A 20,824-nucleotide genomic window follows, 5' to 3' on the forward strand; every position below is an offset into this window, starting at 1 on the left:
CGCAGCAACCGGTGAGAGCCTAACCCCTTACCCGGATCGCATCTCGCGATGCGATCCGACCTCTCCCTTCGGGAGAGGTGAAGATCAGAACGTCAGCGCCTTGGCCTGCTTGACCTGCGGCAGGGCCTGCACCTTGGCGAGCACGTCGGCCGGTACCACCCCGTCGACCTCGACCAGCGCGATGGCATCGCTGCCGGGGGCGACGCGGCCGAGATGGAAGGTCGCGATGTTGATCTTGGCGTCGCCCAGAAGCCCCGCGAACTTGCCGATGAAGCCGGGCTTGTCCTCGTTGGTGACGTAGATCATCGACTTGCCGAACTCGGCATCGACCCGGATGCCCTTGACGTCGACGAGGCGCGGCTTGCCGTCGTGATAGACGGTACCGGAGACCGAGCGCTCCTGGCGTTCGGTCGCGACGGTGACGGTGATCAGGCTCTCATAGTCGCTCTGGGCGGCGCGGACGATCTCGTCCACCACCATGCCGCGCTCCTTGGCGACGACCGGCGCGGACACGACGTTGACCTCGCCAAGCATCGGGCGCAGCAGGCCCGACAGCACGGCCGAGGTGATCGCCTTGATCTTCATCTCGGCGACGTGGCCCTCATAGGTGATCTCGACCTTGAGGATGCCGCTCTCGGTGAGCTGGCCGGCGAACGAGCCGAGCTTCTCGGCGAGTGCGATGAACGGTTTCAGCTTCGGGGCTTCTTCCGCCGTGATCGAGGGGAAGTTGACCGCGTTCGAGATCGCGCCGGTGAGCAGGTAATCCGACATCTGCTCGGCGACCTGCAGCGCGACGTTCTCCTGCGCTTCCGTGGTGGAGGCGCCGAGATGCGGCGTGCAGATCACGTTGGGATGGCCGAACAGCACGTTCTTGGTCGCGGGCTCCTCGACGAAGACGTCGAAGGCGGCGCCCGCAATGTGCTTGGCGTTGAGCGCTTCGACCACCGCCTGCTCGTCGACGAGGCCGCCGCGGGCGCAGTTGATCAGGCGCACGCCCTTCTTCATCTTGGCGATCGCCGTCGCATCGATGATGTTCCTGGTCTTCTCGGTCAGCGGCGTGTGCAGCGTGATGAAGTCGGCGCGCTTGAGCAGATCGTCGAGCTCGACCTTCTCGACCCCGATGTCCTTGGCGCGCTCAGGCGACAGGAACGGGTCGAACGCGATCACCTTCATGCGCAGGCCAAGCGCGCGGTCGGCGACGATCGAGCCGATATTGCCGCAGCCGACGACGCCCAGCACCTTGCCGGTGATCTCGACGCCCATGAAGCGGTTCTTCTCCCACTTGCCGGCCTGCGTCGACGCGTCCGCCTGCGGGATCTCGCGGGCCAGCGCCAGCATCAGCGTGATGGCGTGCTCGGCGGTCGTGATCGAATTGCCGAACGGCGTGTTCATCACGATGATGCCCTTGGCCGTGGCGGCCGGGATCTCGACATTGTCGACGCCGATGCCGGCGCGGCCGATCACCTTCAGCTTCGTCGCCTTCTCGAGGATCTTGGCGGTCGCCTTGGTCGCGGAGCGGATCGCAAGCCCGTCGTAATTGCCGATGATCTCGGCGAGCTTGTCCTTGTCCTTGCCGAGGTTGGGCTGGAAGTCGACCTCGACGCCGCGGTCTTTGAAGATCTGCACGGCTGCGGGCGAGAGGGCGTCGGAAATGAGAACTTTGGGTTTGGTCATGAGGATGTCTTCCTTCACACCCTCCCCTGGAGGGGGAGGGTCGGCGCGAAGCGCCGGGGTGGGGTGAAGCTGCAACAAAGAAAATCGCCGGTGCGCCGTGTGGAGAGATCACCCCACCCGCCGCACCTGACGGTGCGTCGACCCTCCCCCTCCAGGGGAGGATAAGAACTTACGCTGCCTTGGCGAGCGTGGCCTTGGTTTCGGCGAAAGCCCAGTCGATCCACTGCGTCAGCAGCTCGACGTCCTTTGCTTCCACCGTGGCGCCGCACCAGATGCGCAGGCCCGCGGGCGCGTCGCGGTAATAAGCGAAGTCGTAGCCCGCGCCTTCCTTCTCGACGAGGGCCACCAGCTTCTTGCTGAACTCCGCCTGCGCGTCCTCGGAGAGCGAGGTGATCGCGGGATCGGTGAACTTCAGGCACACCGAGGTGTTGGAGCGGATCGAGGCGTCCTTGGCGAGGAAGTCGATCCAGGGCGTCTTCGCCTTCCAGTCGGCGAGCACCTTGGTGTTGGCGTCGGCGCGCGCGATCAGCGCCTTGAGGCCGCCGATCGACTTGGCCCAGTTCAGCGCATCGAGATAATCCTCGACGCAGAGCATCGACGGCGTGTTGATGGTCTCGCCGACGAAGATGCCTTCATTGAGCTTGCCGCCCTTGGTCATGCGGAAGATCTTCGGCAGCGGCCAGGCCGGCTTGTAGGTCTCGAGCCGCTCCACCGCACGGGGCGACAGGATCAGCATGCCGTGCGCGGCCTCGCCGCCGAGCGCCTTCTGCCAGGAGAAGGTGACGACGTCGAGCTTGGCCCAGTCGAGCGGCTGTGCAAATGCGGCGGAGGTCGCGTCGCAGATGGTCAGGCCTTCGCGGCTCGCGCTGATCCAGTTGGCATCAGGCACGCGCACACCCGAGGTGGTGCCGTTCCAGGTGAAGACGACGTCGCTCTTGGGATCGACCTTCGACAGATCCGGGATCTCACCGTAAGCCGCATTGAGCTTGGTGACGTCCTTGAGCTTCAATTCCTTGACGATATCGCTGACCCAGCCCTCGCCGAAGGATTCCCAGGCGAGCGTGGTGACGGGCCGTGCGCCGAGCAGCGACCACAGCGCCATCTCGACCGCGCCGGTATCGGAAGCCGGCACGATGCCGATGCGGTAATCGGCGGGGACCTCGAGCACTTCGCGGGTGAGGTCGATGGCGAGCTTGAGCTTGGTCTTGCCGATCTTCGCGCGATGCGAGCGGCCGAGGGCTGCGTCCTTGAGATTTTGGGCGTTCCAGCCGGGGCGCTTGGCGCAGGGGCCGGAGGAGAAATGCGGCACATTCGGCCGCGAAGCGGGCTTCGCTACAGTCATAATCTACCCTTCCAGATAGTAAGCCTCCCGTTGGGGGGAGGTGTCCCGCCGCGGCTGATACGGGAATCGGGAAGGCCCGTCAAGGAAGTTCCGGGGCCCCACGCCCCAATGATGGCGCTTCCGGTGCAATATCAGGGGACTGGACAACGGCGAGCGCGTTCAGCAAGTCCGTGGCATCGCTGATCAATTGCGCGGCCTTGCGGCGGCTGCCGACCTTCAAAATGCATTTGTCATTGGCCTGCACGACGTAATCGTTGCCGACCTTGATGATGGAATAGCTTGTCATCGAAATCCCCGAACCGACCGAGCTCGGTGCCTGACGCTGCGTAGCACCGTTCGTTCCTTCATCAACGTGAACGACGGAGCGGTAGTTTACCGGCTCTTAACACGAACGAACGCGAAGCCCGATTTCGCTGGGTGCGCAGTGCTCGCGGTGCGCTGCCTCAAAAGCGAACAGTCATGCCGACGTGGCTCGCCGTGAAGCCGAGCCGTTTGTAGAAGCGCTGCGCATCGACACGCGTCTGATGCGTCAGCAGCTCGACCAGATTGCAGCCGCGCGCCTTTGCTTCCGTCACGGCCCATTGCACCAATCGCTCGCCGATGCCGCGGCTGCGACAATCAGCGGCAACGCGAACGTCCTCGAGCAGGCCACGAATGCCGCCCTGCGAGCTGATGCCCGGCAGGATCGCCAGCTGCAGGCAGCCGACCACCCTGCCCTCGCTCTCGGCAACCACCAACGTGAGATTCGGATCGCGCTCGACCCGCGCGAATGCGTCGTAGTAGACGGCGGGCAACGGATCCTCCACGCGCTCGCGCGCGCGGCCGAGATGATCGTCGGCGAGCATCGCAACGATCGCGGCGACGTCCTCGCGGCGCGCGGGACGGATGGAGACCGTTTCGGCACTCATGTCGGACAGCTCCGGATTCAACGCGCCGGCGGTAGGCCGAGAAACGCTTCGACTTCGCCGATCCAGCGGCGGACGGACGCATAGCGGCCGAGGTCGAAGGCGCCTTCATGCGCGAGGCGGGTATAGGCGAGCAGCGACACGTCGGCGAGCGACACCTCGTCACCGGCGAAGAAGCGGCTGGATGAGAGATGTTGCTCCATGCGATCGAGCGCCGCATAGCCGCGCTTGACCTTTTCAGGATCGAGCTCGGAGGCGTCCTTGCCGAGATAGACCATGAGGAAGCGGCACACCGCGATGTAGGGCTCGTGGCTGTACTGCTCCCAGAACAGCCATTCGTCCATCTTGGCCGCCGTGAAGGCGTCGCGCGGCACGAGCACGCTGTCGCGGGCGAGATAGCGGATGATGGCGTTGGACTGCGCCAGCGTGCGGCCGTCGTCGAATGCGACGGTCGGCACCTGGCCGGCGCCGTTCATCTTCAGGAATTGCGGCGTGCGCGTCTCGCCCTTGCGGGTGTCGATCTCGATCCACTGGTAGGGCAATGCGAGCTTGTCGCAGACCCACTTCACCTTCAGGCAGTTGCCGGAATTGCTGTCGCCGTAGATCTTCATCACCGCCGCCCCGTTTTCTCGGGCGACAGAGCATCAGGACGAAGCGAAGCTGTCAACAGGGAGCGGACGGTTTAGAACTTGTAGCCGAGGCCGAGGCGGGCGTTGTTCAGCGTCACCTGCGTGTTCATCACGGGAGAGAATCTCACATATTCATATTCGATGCGGGCGAACAAGCCGTCCCAAACGCAGTATTCGAGGCCGAGGCCCGCGGTCCAACCCACTGCGTAAGTGTTGGTCCTGTGCTGACCTTGCGTGCCCGACTGCGCGGGAACGGGGGTCCAGGCGCCAAGTGTCGTCGTCGTGTTGCCGAAGAGATCCGTCGTCGTCGTGTCCTGTCGCAGCGACACGCTGCTGGTTACGGTGCGTGAGACGTCCATTCGGCCGACGGCAGCGCCCATGAAGGCATAGGGCATGAAGCTGCCGCCGTCCCAACCCACGCGGCCGCGGAGCGTCACCATGTCCTTGACCTGTGCCGCCGCGGCACCCGTCAGTGTCACGGCATAGTTGTTGGTGATGCCGGGGGCCCGCACCTCACCAGGAGGATTGACGATGACGAGCGAGTTGCTTCCCGACGTCGAAGTCGCCATGTTGTTGAAGTGACTGTAGGTGCCCTCAAGACTGAGAACGGCATCATACCATTGCCAGTTGCGGCCGACGAAGCCGCCGAAATTAGTGCTTTGAGTGTTGGTCTTGTTCAGCAGCGACCACGTCGAAGTCGGCCCCTGGAGCACGCTGTCGCGGAAGATGTAGTTGGTGAGCCCGACCACGCTCTGGCTGAAATCGGTCGCGTTTGCGGTATAGCCGGCATGGCCTCCGACATAGAAGCCGTCCCAATTGACGGAGGACTTCGACAGACCGTCGGTAAAGCCGCCGCGCAGGATCGGCAGGTCAGGCATGTCGGCCGCCTGCACGGCAGAGACCGTCCCCAACATCGCCGCTGCCAACACCAGCCTACGCATCACCACGCTCCATCGGACTCGAACTGTCGCGATGATCATCGCCTGTTAACCTTAACCAATGGTTGCGTCAGGCTCCTGCATCGCTGCTCGCCATGAAAAATACGCAAAGCAAAACGGCGCGGGATGATCCCGCGCCGTTAAGAAGTCTTAAGCGATGAGCTTGCCGGTCAGCCCTTGGTGACCAGCGGCGGCGGCGGCACGTAGGCCGGCGGGCTGTTGAGATCCCAGCGCACGCCGAGCTTGACGTCGTGCGAGGTGAGCTCCTTGATCTTGATCGAGGTCGGGCCAGAGGCGCTGTTGTCGAACAAGCGGAAGTTGCCCGGCGCCGCGTCGCCGAGGTTCATGTAGCTGTAGGCCAGTTCGACGGTGAACCCGGGATTGACCTTGTAGGCGAGACCGGCGTGAGCGGCCCAGGCGAAGTTCCACTTTCCGTTATCGGCGAAGTAGGCGACGCTGTTGCTCAGCAGCGGGTTGAAGGACACACCGTCGTCACGGAAGCCGCTGATCTTGTTGTAGGAGCCGCCGACGCCCGCGCCGATGAACGGCGTGACGCACCACCAGGTGCCGAGATCGACATAGGCGTTGGCCATCACGACCCACTCGGACTTGCTGCCGGTGTAGTTGTTGACGCCCACGAAGCCGGGCCCAACGACGTTATCGCTGCCGTGCAGATTGGCTTTGCCCCGGTACTGGCCGATCACGTCGGCGCGGAACCAGTTATTGAAGCGATAGCCGACGCCGAGATCGAACAGCGGGGACGAGTCGAAGCCGAGGCCCTCGGTCGTCTTCGTGAACCCTGCCGGCAGGGTGCTCTCGATGCGCTTGGCGCTCTGGTTGGTCATGCCGATGTCGCCGCGCAGATACCAGCCGCCGAAGTCGGCGGGCGGAGCCGGCGGCGCGTACATGGGAGGGGGGGCGGCGATCGGCATGTCGGCGGCGAACGCCATCGACGAGATCAGGGTCGCCGCACCCGCGGCAAGGAGAGACTTAACGCTACGCATTGGCTTCGTCCTTATGGCCGGTGAGGCAAAATACGGGCGCCTCACGTTCTGGAAACTCACGGGGAGGACGATGCCAGCAAATGTTTAAGCGCCACTTAACCCTAATTTTTAAGGTTGATTTTTTCTGACCCTACACGCGCGCGCCGCGCGAGCGTTGCAAAATTGCCGCGCAAAATGCGACATCGGCGCCGCATTCCCTAACGATGTGTGAAGCCGCAACGCAGCAAGAGAGGATGCGTTAACGCACGTGCCGCGGCAGCTTGGGCAGGAATACCGCGAGCAGCCCGATCGCCGGCAGCCAGGCGCAGACCTGGTAGACGAACTCGATCGAAGTGTGGTCGGCGAGCTTGCCGAGCACGGCCGCGCCCAGGCCCCCGATGCCGAAGGCGACGCCGAAGAACACGCCGGAGATCATGCCGAAGCGATGCGGCACCAGCTCCTGCGCGAACACGATGATCGACGACGTCGTCGAGGAGATGATCAGGCCGATCGCGACGCTGAGCACGGCGCTAGCAGCGAGCCCGGCATAGGGCAGCGCCAGGGTGAACGGCAGCGCGCCGAGGATCGAGATCCAGATCACGATCCTGCGGCCGAAGCGGTCGCCCAGGGGACCGCCGAGAAACGCACCCACGGCGTTCGCCGCGAGGAAGACGAAAAGATAGAGCTGGGCGGCCTGCGTCGACACGCCGAAACGGTCGATCAGGTAGAAAATGTAATAGCTCGACAGGCTCGAGACGTAGAGCTGCTTGGAGAACAACAGGGCGACCAGCACGAGAAGCGCGAGCGCGACGCGGCGCGAGCTCGGCGCGCCCGGAAGGGTGTGGACGGGCGCCGCCTGCTTCGTCGTGATCTGCGGCGCGTACCAGCGCCCGATGCGCCAGAGAATGAGGATCGCGAGAAACGCGATCGATGAGAACCAGGCGATGCTGCCCTGCCCGAACGGCACCACGATCAACGCAGCGAGCACCGGCCCCATCGAGGTACCGAAACTGCCGCCGAGCTGAAACACCGATTGCGCAAAACCATAGCGGCCGCCGGAAGCGAGCCGCGCGATGCGCGCCGATTCCGGGTGAAACACCGCCGAGCCGAGGCCGACCAGCGCGGCGGCAACGAGAATGACGAGATATTGGTGCGCGACGCTGAGCAGCAGCAGGCCGAAGAAGGTCGAGGCCATGCCGACCGCCAGCGAATAGGGCTGCGCCTTCTTGTCGGTGTAGTGCCCGACCACCGGCTGCAGCAGGGAGGCCGTGAACTGGAACGCCAGCGTGATCATGCCGATCTGCGCGAAGTCGAGCGCGTAGGTGTCCTTCAGGATCGGATACACCGAGGCGATCAGCGACTGCATGGTGTCGTTGAGGAAGTGCGAGACGCTGATGCCGGCGAGCACGATGTAAGCCGGCCCCGCCGCCTTGGCGGCAGCCGGCGCCACGTCGGCGACGACGACGGGCTCGGTCAGCGTTTCCTCTGAGACGACGACAGGCTTGTTCAAGACGGCAATCCCGGCAGGCGCGGCGAACCGCAGCATCCGCTCATTACGATGCAAGCCGCGGTGAAACCACCGTCAATCGCAAATGGCTGGGATGCGCCTCTTACCCTCTCCGCGAGTCCGGTATCGTAGGGTGGGCAAAGGCGCCCTTGCGCCGTGCCCACCATCTTTCCGATACCAGAAGCGTGGGCACGCTTCGCTTTGCCCACCCTACGATGCTCGTCGCTCACCTCTCCTGGAGGGTAAGAGAGACCTTACGCCGCCGCCTGCCCCAGCGCCGAAACGATGGTGTCGACGACGTCCTCGACGAGGTGACGGTCCTCGCCTTCGCCCATGACGCGGATCACGGGCTCGGTGCCGGAGGAGCGGATCAAGAGACGGCCGTGGCCGTTGAGGCGCTTCTCGCCGTCGGAGATCGCCGATTTGACGTCCGAATCGTCGAGCGGCTTGCCGCCCTTGTGGCGGACATTCTTGAGGATCTGCGGCAGCGGATCGAAGCGGTGGCAGACTTCCGACACCGGACGGCGCAGCTTCTGCACCACGGCGAGCACCTGCAATGCGGCGACGAAACCGTCGCCCGTCGTGGCGTAGTCGGACAGGATGATGTGACCGGACTGCTCGCCGCCGAGATTGTAGCCGCCGTTCAGCATCTGCTCGAGCACGTAGCGGTCGCCGACCGGCGTGCGCACCAGCTCGAGCCCCTGCCCTTTGAGGAAGCGCTCGAGGCCGAGGTTGGACATCACCGTGGCGACGATGCCGGGACGCGAGAGGCGTCCGTCCTCCTTCCAGCTCTGCGCGATCACCGCGAGCAGCTGGTCGCCGTCGACGACATGGCCGCGCTCGTCGACCAGGATGACGCGATCGGCGTCGCCGTCCAGCGCGATGCCGATGTCGGCGCGCATCTCGCGCACCTTCTTCGACAGCGCCTCCGGCGAGGTCGAACCGCAATCCTTGTTGATGTTGAAGCCGTCGGGCTCGACGCCGATCGGCACCACGTCGGCGCCCAATTCCCACAGCGCTTCGGGCACCACCTTGTAGGCGGCGCCATTGGCGCAATCGATCACGACGCGCAGGCCCTCGAGCGAAAGGTCGCGCGGTAGCGTGCGCTTGGCGAACTCGATGTAGCGGTCATGCACGCCGTCGATACGGCGGGCGCGGCCCAAGCTCGCGCTCTGCGCGAGCCTCTTGTCGAGGGTTTCGTCGAGCAGCTGCTCGATCTGCCGCTCGACATCGTCGGAGAGCTTGAAGCCCTGCGGGCCGAACAGCTTGATGCCGTTGTCCTCGAACAGATTGTGCGAGGCGGAGATCATGACGCCGAGATCGGCGCGCATCGACTTGGTCAGCATCGCGACCGCCGGCGTCGGCATCGGGCCGACCAGCAGCACGTCCATGCCGACCGAGGTGAAGCCCGCGACCATGGCATATTCGATCATGTAGCCGGACAGGCGGGTGTCCTTGCCGATCACGACCCGGTGGCGGTGGTCGCCGCGCTGAAACGCGAGGCCCGCGGCCTGGCCGACCTTGAGCGCGAGCTCCGGCGTGATCAGTCCGTTGGCGCGGCCCCTAATCCCGTCCGTCCCGAAATATTTGCGGCTCATATCGTCCCCCAAGCAACAACCAGGGAGTCCCCTCTACAACCACGGGCTGCCCCAACGGGACCCGCATCCCTGATTTGCCGAGGTCTTATAAAGCTATCGCGGCTAACTTGGCTTCAAAAAATATGATGAATCGTTACGGAACCGGCGCCGCGACCGCCCCGATAACATATTGTTAACATTGTAATTCCCGCGTGACCAGCGAAAAGCGGCGGAACTCGCCTAATCCGAGCGCTTCACATGGCTGTCGGCGCGGCTCGGCGCTGGCTGGGTGACATTGACGGGATCGGAGCCCGGGAAGGTCTCCTCCAGTCCCTCTTCCAGCGCCTCCTCGAGATCATGCTTTTCCTTGATCTCTTCCGGCGAAGGTGGCGCGTGCGGCTTCGTCATGACGCTCTCCTTGGCGCTCTCCTTCCAAAACGTTCTGCAAACGATTTGGCTGTGCATCCAACCATGCTAGATGACCCCGAAATCTTCCGATGCAAGACTGTTGGGACATGACGGGCCGGGGAAACGACATGAAGCATATTACCTGTATCGACGATCTTCGCACGCTGCATCAGCGCCGCGTGCCGAAGGCGTTCTTCGACTATTGCGACCGCGGCTCCTATGCCGAGGAGACGCTGCGCGCCAACCGCGAGGACATGCAGGCGATCAAGTTCCGCCAGCGCATCCTGGTCGACGTCTCCAAGCGCGATACCTCGACCACGATCCTCGGCGAGCCCTCGACCATGCCGCTGATCCTCGCGCCGGTCGGCCTGCTCGGCATGCAGCACGGCGACGGCGAGATCCACGCCTGCCGCGCTGCGCAGGCCGCCGGCATCCCGTTCACGCAATCGACCATGTCGATCTGCTCGATCGAGGACATCGCCGCCAGTGTCGAGAAGCCGTTCTGGTTCCAGCTCTACGTGATGAAGGACCGCGGCTTCATCAAGGAATTGATCCAGCGCGCGATGGCTGCCAAGTGCAGCGCGCTGGTGCTCACGGTCGACCTGCAGGTGATCGGCCAACGCCACGCCGACATCAAGAACGGCATGACGGTGCCGCCCGAATGGTCGCTGTCGAAGCTGCTCGACTTCGCCAGCAAGCCGGCCTGGGTCTCCGGCGTGCTGCAGGGCAAGCGCCGCACCTTCGGCAACATCGCGGGACACGTGAAGAACACCGAGGATCTCAACCGCCTCGCCGAGTGGACCGCCTCGCAGTTCGACACCTCGTTGAACTGGAAGGACGTCGAGTGGGTCCGCAGCATCTGGCCGGGCAAGCTCATCATCAAGGGCATCCTCGACGTCGAGGACGCCGAGGAAGCCGCCAAGACCGGCGCGCAGGCGCTCGTCGTCTCCAACCATGGCGGCCGCCAGCTCGACGGCGCGCCGTCCTCGATCGAGGTCTTGCCGGAGATCGTGGACGCGGTCGGCGACAGGATGGAGATCATGTTCGACGGCGGCATCCGCTCCGGCCAGGACGTGATGCGCGCGCTCGCGCTCGGCGCAAAGTCCTGCATGATCGGCCGCGCCTATGCCTATGGCCTCGGTGCCGGCGGCCAGGCCGGCGTCGCCAAGGCGATCGACATCATCCACAAGGAGCTGCTCACCACGATGGGCCTGTGCGGCGTCAACCGGATCGAGGAGATCGACGATCACGTGATTGCGGTGTGAGTGCGCGGCGGTGCCGTAGGGTGGGCAAAGCGACTTGTTCGCCGTAGCTCGAAGAGCGAAGGCGGAAGCGTGCCCACCAATTTCACGAATGCGGATAAAATGGTGGGCACGGCGCAAGCGCGCCTTTGCCCACCCTACGAGTTCAGCGCTCGATCATTCACATCGGCGGCGTCAGGCCGTCACGGCCGACGCTGACGCGGTTGGTCTCGAAGGAGCCGTCCGGCAATTGCTTCATGAAGGCGATCACCTTGGCGCCGGCCTTCAGCTCGGATTTGTCGCCGGGCACGAAGGTCACGACTGGCGTGTCGTCGGCGACGAACACCTTCTTCTCGCCGTCCTTGTACTTGACCAGCAGCGTGTGACCGTCATTGCCGACGACGCTCTCGGCCACGGTCGCATTGGTCATGCTGGAATTGGGCTTGAGGTCCCAGGGCCGCGAGCCTTCGCCGGTGCCGCGCATGGCTTCCGGAAACACGTGCACCTCGACGGCGTTCTGGCTGCCGTCCGGCCCCGGCACGGTGGTCGCGCCGATGAACGAGCCCGGCTTGATGTCGGCGAGCGAGATCTTGGTAACGCCCGACACGTTCACGTCGGAGGCGAGGCGAAGCTTGACCTCTTCACCGCTGCGCGACTTGACCTGCATGGTGTCGCCATTGACGCTTTCGATGGTGCCGCGCACGCGCGTCGGCACCGGCGCCTTCTGGGCGAAGGCGCAATAGGTCGAGACGGCCACCATCGCGACGGCGATCAGCGGACGTGTGAAACTTGCACGTTGAACAGGCATGACGGTCTCCGATTGTCCCCAGGAAGAGAGAACTCCGAAAGACCCCGCACTATTCTCTCAAGACTTCGTGAGATCGGCCTCGATTAATGCGCGCAGCTCGGCCGTGACCTCGGGCCGCCGCCCGAACCACAGCTCGAAACCGCGCACCGCCTGATGCAGCAGCATGCCGAGCCCGTCGGCGGTCTTCAGGCCGCGCGCCATGGCCGCGGCGAGCAGCGGCGTCACCAGAGGAACATAGACGAGGTCGGCGACGACGGCGTCTTGCGGCAGGCGCGCGACGTCGATATCGAGCGAAGGCTGGCCATGCATGCCGAGCGAGGTCGTATTCACGAGAAGTCTTGCGCCCGGCAGCACGTCCCCGATCGCGTCCGACGGCAGCGGATGCACGTTCGGACCGAACTCTCTTGCAAGAGCCTCGGACCGCGCGATGGTGCGATTGGCGAGATGAATGCGCTTGATGCCGCGCTCGCGCAGCCCGAACACGACCGCACGCGCGGCGCCGCCGGCGCCCAGCACCAGCGCCTCCTCGGCCATGTCCCAGCCGGGCGCGCTGGCGTCGAGATTGTTGATGAAGCCTTCGACATCGGTGTTGGTCGAGCGCAGCTCGCCCTCGGCGAACCACAGCGTGTTCGCAGCGCCGACGGCCCGGGCGCGCGCGTCGGGGATCGACAGCGCCAGCACGGCTTCCTTGTGCGGGATGGTGACGTTGGCACCGACGAAGCCACGCAGCGACAGCCGCAGCACGAAATCGCGCAAATCTTCGGGCGGCACCGCCTCGATGACATAGCCGCCCTCGATGCCGAGCGTGCGCAGCCAGTGACGGTGGATCAGCGGCGAGCGCGAATGCGCAGCCGGCCATCCGATCAGACAGGCTGCGGGGATCCTGGACGCGGTCATCTTTCCCTCGGGTCGTTTCCGAGGCGATCCATTTCGCGTCGCGCCCGCTCTGTCAAGCGCGCGGTCAGCTCGCAGCGGACTCGTCGGCGGCCCGGCCCTTGATGTCGGCGATGGCCCGCTCGAGGCTCGTGCGGTAGCGCGCCCGCGGCGGCGTGACGCCATGGGTGAGCAGCGCGCGCCGGACCGCGGGCGAGGCCCCCGTGATGAACAGCCGGATGCCCTGGCGGTGCGCCTTGGCGGCAACGCGGCCGAGCACGTTGGCCGCGGTCGAATCCAGGAACGGCACCGCGGCGAAGTCGACCACGAAAGCCTTGCGCCGGTCGGCGATGCCGTCGAGCACGCCGCCGATCGCCGAGGCCGCGCCGAAGAAGAACGCGCCGGTGATGCGATAGACCACCACGTCGCGGTCGACCGCAAGCGCGGGATCGTAACGCACGCGGTCGCCGTTGCCGTCGTCGGGACGATCATCCGCAACCAGCGGCGAGCGCTCCTCGATGCCCGTCATCTCCGCCATGCGATGGATGAACAGCACCGCACCCAGCGCGAAGCCGACCAGGATGCCCTCGGTGAGATCGCGGAAGATCGTGAGCAGGAAGGTCGCGAGCAGCACCACGGCATCGCCCCATGACGCGCGCACAAGCGTGGCGAATTCGTGCTTCTCCGCCATGGTCCAGGCCACCACGACCAGCACCGCGGCGAGCGCGGCCAGCGGAATGTAGCTCGCGAGCGGGGCCGCGATCAGCATGAACAGCAGCAGGAACACCGAATGCAGCATGCCCGCGAGCGGCCCGCGCGCGCCGGCGCGGATGTTGGTCGCCGTGCGCGCGATCAGCCCGGTGACGCAGATGCCGCCGAACAGCGCCGAGCCGATATTGGCCGCACCCTGCGCCACCAGCTCGCAATTGGAGCGGTGACGGCGGCCGGTCATGCCGTCGGCCACCACCGCCGACAGCAGCGATTCGATCGCCGCCAGCAGCGCAAACGCGATCGCATCCGGCAGCACGGCCCGTGCCTTCTCCAGCGAGAACGCGGGCAGCACCGGCGAGGGCAATTCGCGCGGGATGCCGCCGAAGCGCGAGCCGATCGTTTCCACCGGCAGCGCGAATATTGCACACACGAATGCGGCGAAGACGACCGCGATCAGGATGCCGGGCCAGGAGGGACGCCAGACCCGCAAGGACGCGATGATGGCGATGCTGACGATCGCGACCAGCACTGCGGATGGATTGATCGTGCTGAGGCCGCCGGCGAGCGCGGCGAGCTTCGGCACGAACTCGCTGGGCTCCTTCCCCGCGAGCGTGATGCCGAAGAGATCGCGGAGCTGGCTGGCAAGGATGATGACGGCGATGCCGGCGGTGAAGCCGACCGTGACGGGATAGGGAATGAACTTGATGTAGGTGCCGACCCTGAGCAGCCCCGCGCCGATCAGGAACAGGCCCGCCATCATGGTGGCGAGGATGACTCCGTCGACGCCGTGCCGCTCCGCGGTCGCCGCGACCAGAACGATGAACGCACCGGCCGGGCCGCCGATCTGGAACCGGCTGCCGCCGAGCATGGAGGCGATGAAGCCGCCGGCGACGGCGGTGTAGAGGCCGCGGTCCGGCGTCACGCCCGAGGCGATCGCGATCGCCATCGACAGCGGCAGCGCGACGATCGCAACCGTCAGGCCGGCGAAGACGTCGGCGCGGAAATCCGCGAGGCCGTAGCCTTCACGAAAGACGGTGACGAGCTTCGGCAGATACAGTTCGGCAAAGGTCGGCTGACGCAGCTGGTGCAGCCGGCCCGCCTGATCGCCTGTGATGCTCATGTCAGCAAAGTGCTCCGCTGGCCCCACGATGCTCCGAAGCATCGTGCGTCCCAAGGTGCGACGATGCGCTAGCCCAACTTGATCCCGGGCACGATCAACGCGCGATCATGCTCCGACGCGGCGCGGCGGCCCCGGCTCCTTCAAGCGAACGCCACGTCCGCCGCTGTCGCTGCGGGCCTGCTCGCCGATCAGCTCGACGCCGGCCCGGTCGAACGCCTCGACCACCTTGATCAGGGTCTCGACCACGCCACGAACATTGCCGGTCGAGGCCTCCATCCGCTGGATGGTCGGCAGCGACACGCCGGCGAGCTCGGCCAGGGTTTTCTGGTCGATGCCGAGCAACGCGCGGGCTGCCCGCATCTGGAACGAGGTGATCACCTTGGCCTCACTTACGAACAATTATAAGTGATATCTGGGACATATACAATGATGTAAAATACATCAAATGCGGCCAAGTACAAGGGGGAGCCTCATCCATCTCCTCCGTCATTGCGAGCGCAGCGAAGCAATCCAGAATCCCTCCGCGGAAAGACTCTGGATTGCTTCGCTGCGCTCGCAATGACGCGTGGAGAGACAGCGCCGCACATCCCTCTCCCCGTTAGAACGGGGAGAGGGCGTGAGAGAGTTCTCCGTCTCTCACTGCGCGCTAGACGGACTCACGCCGCGTGCTGATGTGCGGCGATGATCTGGTCGGCGGCGCGGCCGGTGACTTCGGCCATGTGGTCGAACTGGCGCGTGAAGCTGCCGGCGCCGGCGGTGGCCGAGCGCAGCTCCACGATCAGCTCGCCGATCTCCGCTTCCGGCATCATGGCGCGGACACAGTCCCAGCCGGTCCAGCCATCGCGGGTGTCGAAGCCGAGAATCTGGCCGCGCCGCGCCGACAGGATCGCGTTGATCTTGGCGGTGGCGTCGGTCGGACAGACGATCTCGACCATGTGGATCGGCTCCAGCAGCACCGGCTGGCATTGCGGCAAGCCTTCGTTGAGCCCGACCCGCGCCGCCGTGCGGAAGGCGAGATCGGAGCTATCGACGCTGTGATAGGAGCCGTCGGTCAGTGTCACCTGCACGTCGGTGACGGGGAAGCCGAGCGGACCGCGCGTCAAGCCATCGACGACGCCCTCCTCCACCGCCGGGATGTAATTGCGCGGCACCGCGCCGCCGACCACCTTCTCGGCGAACTTGAAGCCGTCGCCGCGCGGCAGCGGCTTGATGTCGAGCACGACATCGCCGAACTGGCCGTGGCCGCCGGACTGCTTCTTGTGACGGCCGCGCTGGGTGATCGGCTTGCGGATGGTTTCCTGATAGCCGATCGCGGGCGGATGCGAGGTGACCTTGACGCCGAAGCGGTCGCGCAAGCGCTCGCTGGCGACACGCAGGTGCATCTCGCCCTGGCCCCACAGCACGGTGTCGTGGGTCTGGGCGTTCTGCACGATCATGAGCGAGGGATCCTCCTCATGCAGGCGCGTCAGCGCCTGGCCGAGCTTGACGTCGTCCTTGCGGTCGGTAGCCGCGACCGAGATCGCGAGCACCGGCGGCGTCGGCTCGATCGTGATCATTGCCGCGGGCGCCGTCTTGCCGTTCGAAACCGTGTCACCGGTCTTGACCGGATCGAGTTTGGCGAGCGCCACGGTGTCGCCGGCTTCGGCCGAGGCGCGTTTGGTGTCGTAGGCGCCGTTGACGGCGAGGATGCCGGAGATGCGGCCTGCGCCGCCGGAGGAGGATTGCAGCGTGGCGCCGTCGTCGAGATGGCCGGCGAGCAGCCGCGTCAGCGACAGCTTTCCGCCGTGCTGCGAGTGCAGCGTCTTGAAGACGTAGCCGAGCGCGTCCTTGGTCTCGGGAACGCCGAGACGCTTTGCGGTCTCCGCAACACCGGGCGCCTCGTGACGCAACGCCTTCATCAGGCGCAGCACGCCGTTCTCGCGCGCGGCGGCGCCAAGCAGCACCGGGCAAATCAGCCCTTCGCGCAATTCGCGGGCGAGATCGTCGAAGACAGCATCGCGCGGCGGCTGGATGTCCTCGAGCAGCTGCTCCATCAGCGCATCGTCGTGATCGGCGAGCTTCTCCAGCATCGAGAAGCGGGCTTCCTTCTCGCGATCGAGATCGCCGCCTTCGAGCGCGATCACCTCGGAGGCCTTGTGCTCGCGATAGATGAAGGCGCGCTCCAGCGCGAGATCGACGAAGCCCTCGATCAGCTCGCCCTTCCAGATCGGGATCTGGCGCAGCACCAGCGGCACGCGCGAGGCGGGCTGCAGCATCGCCAGCGTTTCGCGGATGCGCTGGCTGGCGCGGTCGATCTTGTTGAGGAACAGGAAACGCGGGATCTTCAGCTCCTCCAGCTCGCGCAGGATGATCTGAAGCTGCGGCAGCTTCTTCTCGTCGGCCTCGCAGACCACGATCGCGGCGTCGACCGCAGGCAACGCGGCGCGCATGTCGTGGGCAAACTCGACGGAACCGGGACAATCGAGGAAGGTGTAGCTGTCGCCCATGAAACTCGTGGTGGCGGCAGTGAGGCCGACGGTCATCTTGTGGTGACGGGCCTCCGGCGTGGCGTCGCCGACGGACGTTCCGGCGTCCACGCTGCCGGCGCGCGGGATTGCGCCCGTTCGCGCCAATATTGCTTCCAGAAGTGTGGTTTTACCGCTTTGGAAAGGGCCCACCAGCGCGATGCACCGTGGACCTCGGGGACTTCTGACGTCTTGTCCCATTCGCCGCCTCCTTCTTGTGGAGCTCGGCCCATGATTGGGTCGGCAAACGCCGATGCTCTGCCCCTCCCCGAGATTTGGCAAGCATCAAACGTCGCTGCGGTGCGTCGTCAATAAAAATCGCGCCGCTTCGCGCGGCGCGATCACACGCAAAAGTGTTAACGGCCCGGACGGAGTTCCAGGCTCTCGAGGCCCGCAGCGATATTGAGGCCGACCTGGCCCTGCACGCTGAGCGGCTGGAGCGCGATCGAATTGTTGGAGCCGCCGACCAGCACGTTGCCGCCGAGGCCGACGCCGATCGAGGCGCTGCCCTGCGCGCCGGCGTAATTGCCGGCGAGGTCGCCGGGGCCGAGCCGCTCGACCGGTGCGAACACGCCCCAGGCCAAAGCCGTCTCCTGGGTGATGCCGATGTCGAGGCCGACCTTGCGGATGGTCGCGACGTAGCGATCGTCAGGCAAGCCGTCGGCGCGCAGCACGCAGCCGAGATGGGTCACCGACCCCACGATGAAGCCGACGCTGGCGCCGCCGCGGCATTCGAGCACGCCGACCCGCGCCATCCGCTGCTGCGCACCAGTGCTCACGACGGAAGCAATGAGGCCGGCAGCGGTGAGTCCGGCGAAGAGGAACGAACGGCGCATGAATATCTCCGGCGATGATGTGATGCGAGCAGGACGGCGCGGCGGGTGCCGCGCGATGGTCTATGCCACAAGAGCCGTGAGCGTGCCAGATCATGCACGGGGATGAACATGCAAACAATAAAAGGCCCGCCGGCGGCGGGCCATTTCGCAGATTTCGTAGGGTGGGCAAAGCGAAGCGTGCCCACGCATCTTTGCGATCGAGAGAGATGGTGGGCACGGCGCCAGTGCGCCTTTGCCCACCCTACCGATTTCAGACTCGCGGAGAGAACTCCCATCCCACAAGAGCGGGAAGAGGACATCGCACCTTTGCGACAGTCTTACCGCAAATTGCCGCAGAAGCGCTGGATGCGCTTGCAGGCGTCTTCGAGGTCCGAGGTCTTGGTCGCGTAAGAGATGCGGAACGCAGGTCCTAGGCCGAAGGCCGACCCTTGCACCACGGCGACGCCTTCGGTCTCCAGCAGCTCGGTGACGAACGTCTCGTCATTGTCGATCACCTTGCCCGACGGCGCGGTCTTGCCGATCGTGCCGGCGCAGGACGGGTAGACGTAGAAGGCGCCCTCGGGGCGCGGACACTCGATGCCCTTGGCCTGATTGAGCATGGAGACGACGAGGTCACGGCGCTCCTTGAACACCTTGTTGTTGGCGGGAATGAAGTCCTGCGGCCCGTTCAGCGCTTCCACCGCAGCCCATTGCGCGATCGACGACGGGTTCGAGGTCGATTGCGACTGGATCGTCGACATCGCCTTGATGAGCTGCGCCGGGCCGCCGGCATAGCCGATGCGCCAGCCGGTCATGCAATAGGCCTTGGAGACGCCGTTCACGGTGAGCGTGCGGTCGTAGAGGCCGGGCTCGACCTGCGCGACGGTGGTGAACTGGAAGTCGTCATAGACGAGATGCTCGTACATGTCGTCGGTCATCACCCAGACGTGGGGATGCTTCATCAGCACGTCGGTGAGCGCTTTCAGCTCCGAGCGCGTGTAGGCAGCTCCGGTCGGATTCGACGGCGAGCACAGGATGACCCATTTGGTCTTCGGCGTGATCGCGCGCTCGAGCGCCTCGGCCTGGAGCTTGAAGCCGGTCGCGGCGGTGCAGACCACCGGCACCGGCTCGCCGCCCGCGAGCGCAACCATCTCGGGATAGCTGACCCAATAGGGCGCGGGAATGATCACCTCGTCGCCCGGATTGATGGTCGCCATCAACGCGTTGTAGAGCACCTGCTTGCCGCCGGTGCCGACGATGATCTGGTTCGGCTTGTAGGCGACGCCGTTCTCGCGCTGAAACTTCGCGATGATGGCTTCCTTCAGCTCGGGGATGCCGTCGACCGCGGTGTACTTGGTCTTGCCGGCCTCGATGGCACGGATCGCCGCCAGCTTGATGTTGGCGGGCGTGTCGAAGTCGGGCTCGCCGGCTCCGAGGCCGATGACGTTGCGGCCCGCCGCTTTCAGCGCACGTGCTTTATCCGTGACCGCGATGGTCGCGGACGGCTTCACACGGTCGAGCGCAGCGGCAAGGAAGGACATCATCATCTCCTGGCGAGCGTCGTGAAGCCCTTGGCCTCACGACTCCAATTGTGGGAATGGGCCACCCTAAAACGTGTGCCGCTGCGCCGCAAGAAACTTTGGCCCGATCCCGGAAAAGTTTACGATCTGGAGCGCTCCGAAGCGCGATTTCCCGCAATTTTGCGCAACTTTGCCAGCCAAACCCCTCATATCCGGCAAAGCCTGTCCTCGGAGCAATTTTGCGTGTTGCATATCTCCGTAAGCCGCTCGTCGTTGCGCCGCATGGCCAAGACGTGGATGGCCGGGTCAAGCCCGGCCACGACGATGGCGAGGCGTTTGCGCTTCACCACGCACGGCGCAATACCTCCGCGCGTTGACGCAAGCGTGAACTAAATTGCATCGTCGCGGAAATGTTCTTCCCAGGCATTGCGGTGCGATAGGGTTTTCGAGTTTTTCTATCGGCCGGCTCTTGCGGCGGATTCGCATCGGCATCATTGTTTAGCCGCCTCGCGGGGCAACGAGCGCCGCGTCTTCTCGTCCTCGGATTCGAACGCCAGAATGTACAAGCTCTATTCGATGCAACGCTCGGGCAACAGCTACAAGGTCCGCCTTGCGCTGGCGCTGCTCAACCTGCCTTACGAAGCGGTGGAGGTGGACATTCTGCGCGGCGAGAGCCGCACGCCGGATTTCCTGTCCAAGAACCCGTCGGGCCAGGTGCCGCTGCTCGAGGTCGGCGAGGACCGCTATCTCGCCGAGTCCAATGCCATCCTCTGGTACGTTGCCGTCGGCACGCCGCTCGCGCCGGAGAACCGCATCGACCGCGCCGAGGCGCTGCAATGGATGTTCTTCGAGCAGCACGCGCTCGAGCCGAATATCGGCGCGGCCTATTTCTGGCTGTCGCTGGTCAAGGGCGGTCGGGACCTGCAGACCCATTCGCTGGAGGACTGGATGGAGCGCGGCTACGGCGCGCTCCAGGTGATGGAGGACCACCTCAAGACCAGCTCCTATTTCGCCGCGCGCCAGCTCACGGTCGCCGACATCGCGCTGTACGGCTACACCCACCTCGCCGACCGCTGCGACTTCGACCTCCAGGCCTTCCCGGCGATCCGGGACTGGCTGAAGCGCGTCGAAGCCACACCCGGTTTCGTGACGATGGACTGGCGCCCGGCCGACATCGATGATCCCGCCAGCATTGCCGCGAGCGCCTGACGGCGCGCCCCGCTCCGGCGAATAGCGGGCACAAGGGCCGCCTTGCCGCAATCCCGCCAC

Annotated in this window: 20 protein-coding genes; 3 read left to right on the forward strand and 17 right to left on the reverse strand. The window is 65.2% G+C overall.

Features of this window, described 5'->3' with window-relative positions; translation table 11 throughout:
• Nucleotides 1-84 precede the first annotated feature (84 nt).
• The 10 genes from serA to XI05_RS31060 form a co-directional block, all read right to left on the reverse strand.
• The gene (gene serA / locus XI05_RS31015; RefSeq protein ID WP_260380948.1) at nt 85-1,674 is read right to left on the reverse strand and encodes a phosphoglycerate dehydrogenase; all 1,590 of its coding nucleotides are present in this window, start codon (nt 1,672-1,674) and stop codon (nt 85-87) included.
• 169 nt (nt 1,675-1,843) lie between these two features.
• On the reverse strand, nt 1,844-3,016 hold the full coding sequence (locus tag XI05_RS31020; RefSeq protein ID WP_271508950.1) for a phosphoserine transaminase: 1,173 nt from the start codon (nt 3,014-3,016) through the stop codon (nt 1,844-1,846).
• Between the two features lie 79 nt (nt 3,017-3,095).
• Complete coding sequence (locus XI05_RS31025; RefSeq protein ID WP_271508953.1) at nt 3,096-3,302, reverse strand: hypothetical protein; 207 nt, start codon at nt 3,300-3,302, stop codon at nt 3,096-3,098.
• Nucleotides 3,303-3,459: 157 nt separating this feature from the next.
• Nucleotides 3,460-3,924 (reverse strand): GNAT family N-acetyltransferase, encoded by a 465-nt coding sequence (locus tag XI05_RS31030; RefSeq protein WP_271508956.1) that lies wholly within the window; start codon nt 3,922-3,924, stop codon nt 3,460-3,462.
• Nucleotides 3,925-3,941: 17 nt separating this feature from the next.
• On the reverse strand, nt 3,942-4,532 hold the full coding sequence (locus tag XI05_RS31035; RefSeq protein ID WP_271508962.1) for a glutathione S-transferase family protein: 591 nt from the start codon (nt 4,530-4,532) through the stop codon (nt 3,942-3,944).
• A gap of 71 nt (nt 4,533-4,603) precedes the next feature.
• On the reverse strand, nt 4,604-5,491 hold the full coding sequence (locus XI05_RS31040) for an outer membrane protein (RefSeq protein ID WP_271508965.1): 888 nt from the start codon (nt 5,489-5,491) through the stop codon (nt 4,604-4,606).
• A 167-nt stretch (nt 5,492-5,658) separates the two neighbouring features.
• Nucleotides 5,659-6,492 carry an outer membrane protein gene (locus tag XI05_RS31045; RefSeq protein WP_172788712.1) on the reverse strand — a complete coding sequence of 278 codons (834 nt, stop codon included), beginning with the start codon at nt 6,490-6,492 and terminating at the stop codon, nt 5,659-5,661.
• A gap of 238 nt (nt 6,493-6,730) precedes the next feature.
• A complete protein-coding gene (locus tag XI05_RS31050; RefSeq protein WP_271508968.1) occupies nt 6,731-7,981 on the reverse strand; it encodes an MFS transporter in 1,251 nt (416 codons plus the stop codon).
• 251 nt (nt 7,982-8,232) lie between these two features.
• Nucleotides 8,233-9,576: a phosphoglucosamine mutase gene (gene glmM / locus XI05_RS31055; protein ID WP_271508970.1), complete on the reverse strand. Its 1,344-nt coding sequence runs from the start codon at nt 9,574-9,576 to the stop codon at nt 8,233-8,235.
• A gap of 219 nt (nt 9,577-9,795) precedes the next feature.
• Complete coding sequence (locus XI05_RS31060; protein WP_172788715.1) at nt 9,796-9,963, reverse strand: hypothetical protein; 168 nt, start codon at nt 9,961-9,963, stop codon at nt 9,796-9,798.
• Between the two features lie 128 nt (nt 9,964-10,091).
• On the opposite strand from XI05_RS31060, the gene XI05_RS31065 reads away from it, so the two are divergent.
• The gene (locus tag XI05_RS31065) at nt 10,092-11,228 is read left to right on the forward strand and encodes an alpha-hydroxy acid oxidase (protein ID WP_271508973.1); all 1,137 of its coding nucleotides are present in this window, start codon (nt 10,092-10,094) and stop codon (nt 11,226-11,228) included.
• 157 nt (nt 11,229-11,385) lie between these two features.
• On the opposite strand, the gene XI05_RS31070 is transcribed toward XI05_RS31065, so the two are convergent.
• The 7 genes from XI05_RS31070 to XI05_RS31100 all read right to left on the reverse strand — a co-directional run bounded on the left by XI05_RS31070 (nt 11,386) and on the right by XI05_RS31100 (nt 19,576).
• Nucleotides 11,386-12,012 (reverse strand): hypothetical protein, encoded by a 627-nt coding sequence (locus tag XI05_RS31070; protein ID WP_271508978.1) that lies wholly within the window; start codon nt 12,010-12,012, stop codon nt 11,386-11,388.
• 57 nt (nt 12,013-12,069) lie between these two features.
• Nucleotides 12,070-12,909, reverse strand: coding sequence for a shikimate dehydrogenase (locus XI05_RS31075; RefSeq protein WP_271508983.1), 840 nt, complete (start codon nt 12,907-12,909; stop codon nt 12,070-12,072).
• Nucleotides 12,910-12,973: 64 nt separating this feature from the next.
• Nucleotides 12,974-14,716, reverse strand: coding sequence for a SulP family inorganic anion transporter (locus XI05_RS31080; protein ID WP_271508985.1), 1,743 nt, complete (start codon nt 14,714-14,716; stop codon nt 12,974-12,976).
• A 105-nt stretch (nt 14,717-14,821) separates the two neighbouring features.
• Nucleotides 14,822-15,094, reverse strand: a complete 273-nt coding sequence (locus XI05_RS31085) for a helix-turn-helix domain-containing protein (protein ID WP_008566993.1) — start codon at nt 15,092-15,094, stop codon at nt 14,822-14,824.
• A gap of 278 nt (nt 15,095-15,372) precedes the next feature.
• Nucleotides 15,373-17,421: an elongation factor G gene (locus XI05_RS31090; RefSeq protein WP_271508990.1), complete on the reverse strand. Its 2,049-nt coding sequence runs from the start codon at nt 17,419-17,421 to the stop codon at nt 15,373-15,375.
• Between the two features lie 155 nt (nt 17,422-17,576).
• Nucleotides 17,577-18,056: a DUF992 domain-containing protein gene (locus XI05_RS31095; protein WP_271508992.1), complete on the reverse strand. Its 480-nt coding sequence runs from the start codon at nt 18,054-18,056 to the stop codon at nt 17,577-17,579.
• 317 nt (nt 18,057-18,373) lie between these two features.
• Nucleotides 18,374-19,576 (reverse strand): pyridoxal phosphate-dependent aminotransferase, encoded by a 1,203-nt coding sequence (locus XI05_RS31100; RefSeq protein ID WP_172788722.1) that lies wholly within the window; start codon nt 19,574-19,576, stop codon nt 18,374-18,376.
• Between the two features lie 21 nt (nt 19,577-19,597).
• Here XI05_RS31100 and XI05_RS31105 point away from each other — a divergent pair, with 21 nt between their 5' ends.
• Nucleotides 19,598-19,948, forward strand: a complete 351-nt coding sequence (locus XI05_RS31105; protein WP_271508995.1) for a hypothetical protein — start codon at nt 19,598-19,600, stop codon at nt 19,946-19,948.
• 165 nt (nt 19,949-20,113) lie between these two features.
• Nucleotides 20,114-20,764 carry a glutathione S-transferase family protein gene (locus XI05_RS31110; protein WP_271508997.1) on the forward strand — a complete coding sequence of 217 codons (651 nt, stop codon included), beginning with the start codon at nt 20,114-20,116 and terminating at the stop codon, nt 20,762-20,764.
• Nucleotides 20,765-20,824 lie beyond the last annotated feature (60 nt).

The sequence above is a fragment of the Bradyrhizobium sp. CCBAU 11357 genome (assembly GCF_028128865.1).
Taxonomy (GTDB): domain Bacteria; phylum Pseudomonadota; class Alphaproteobacteria; order Rhizobiales; family Xanthobacteraceae; genus Bradyrhizobium.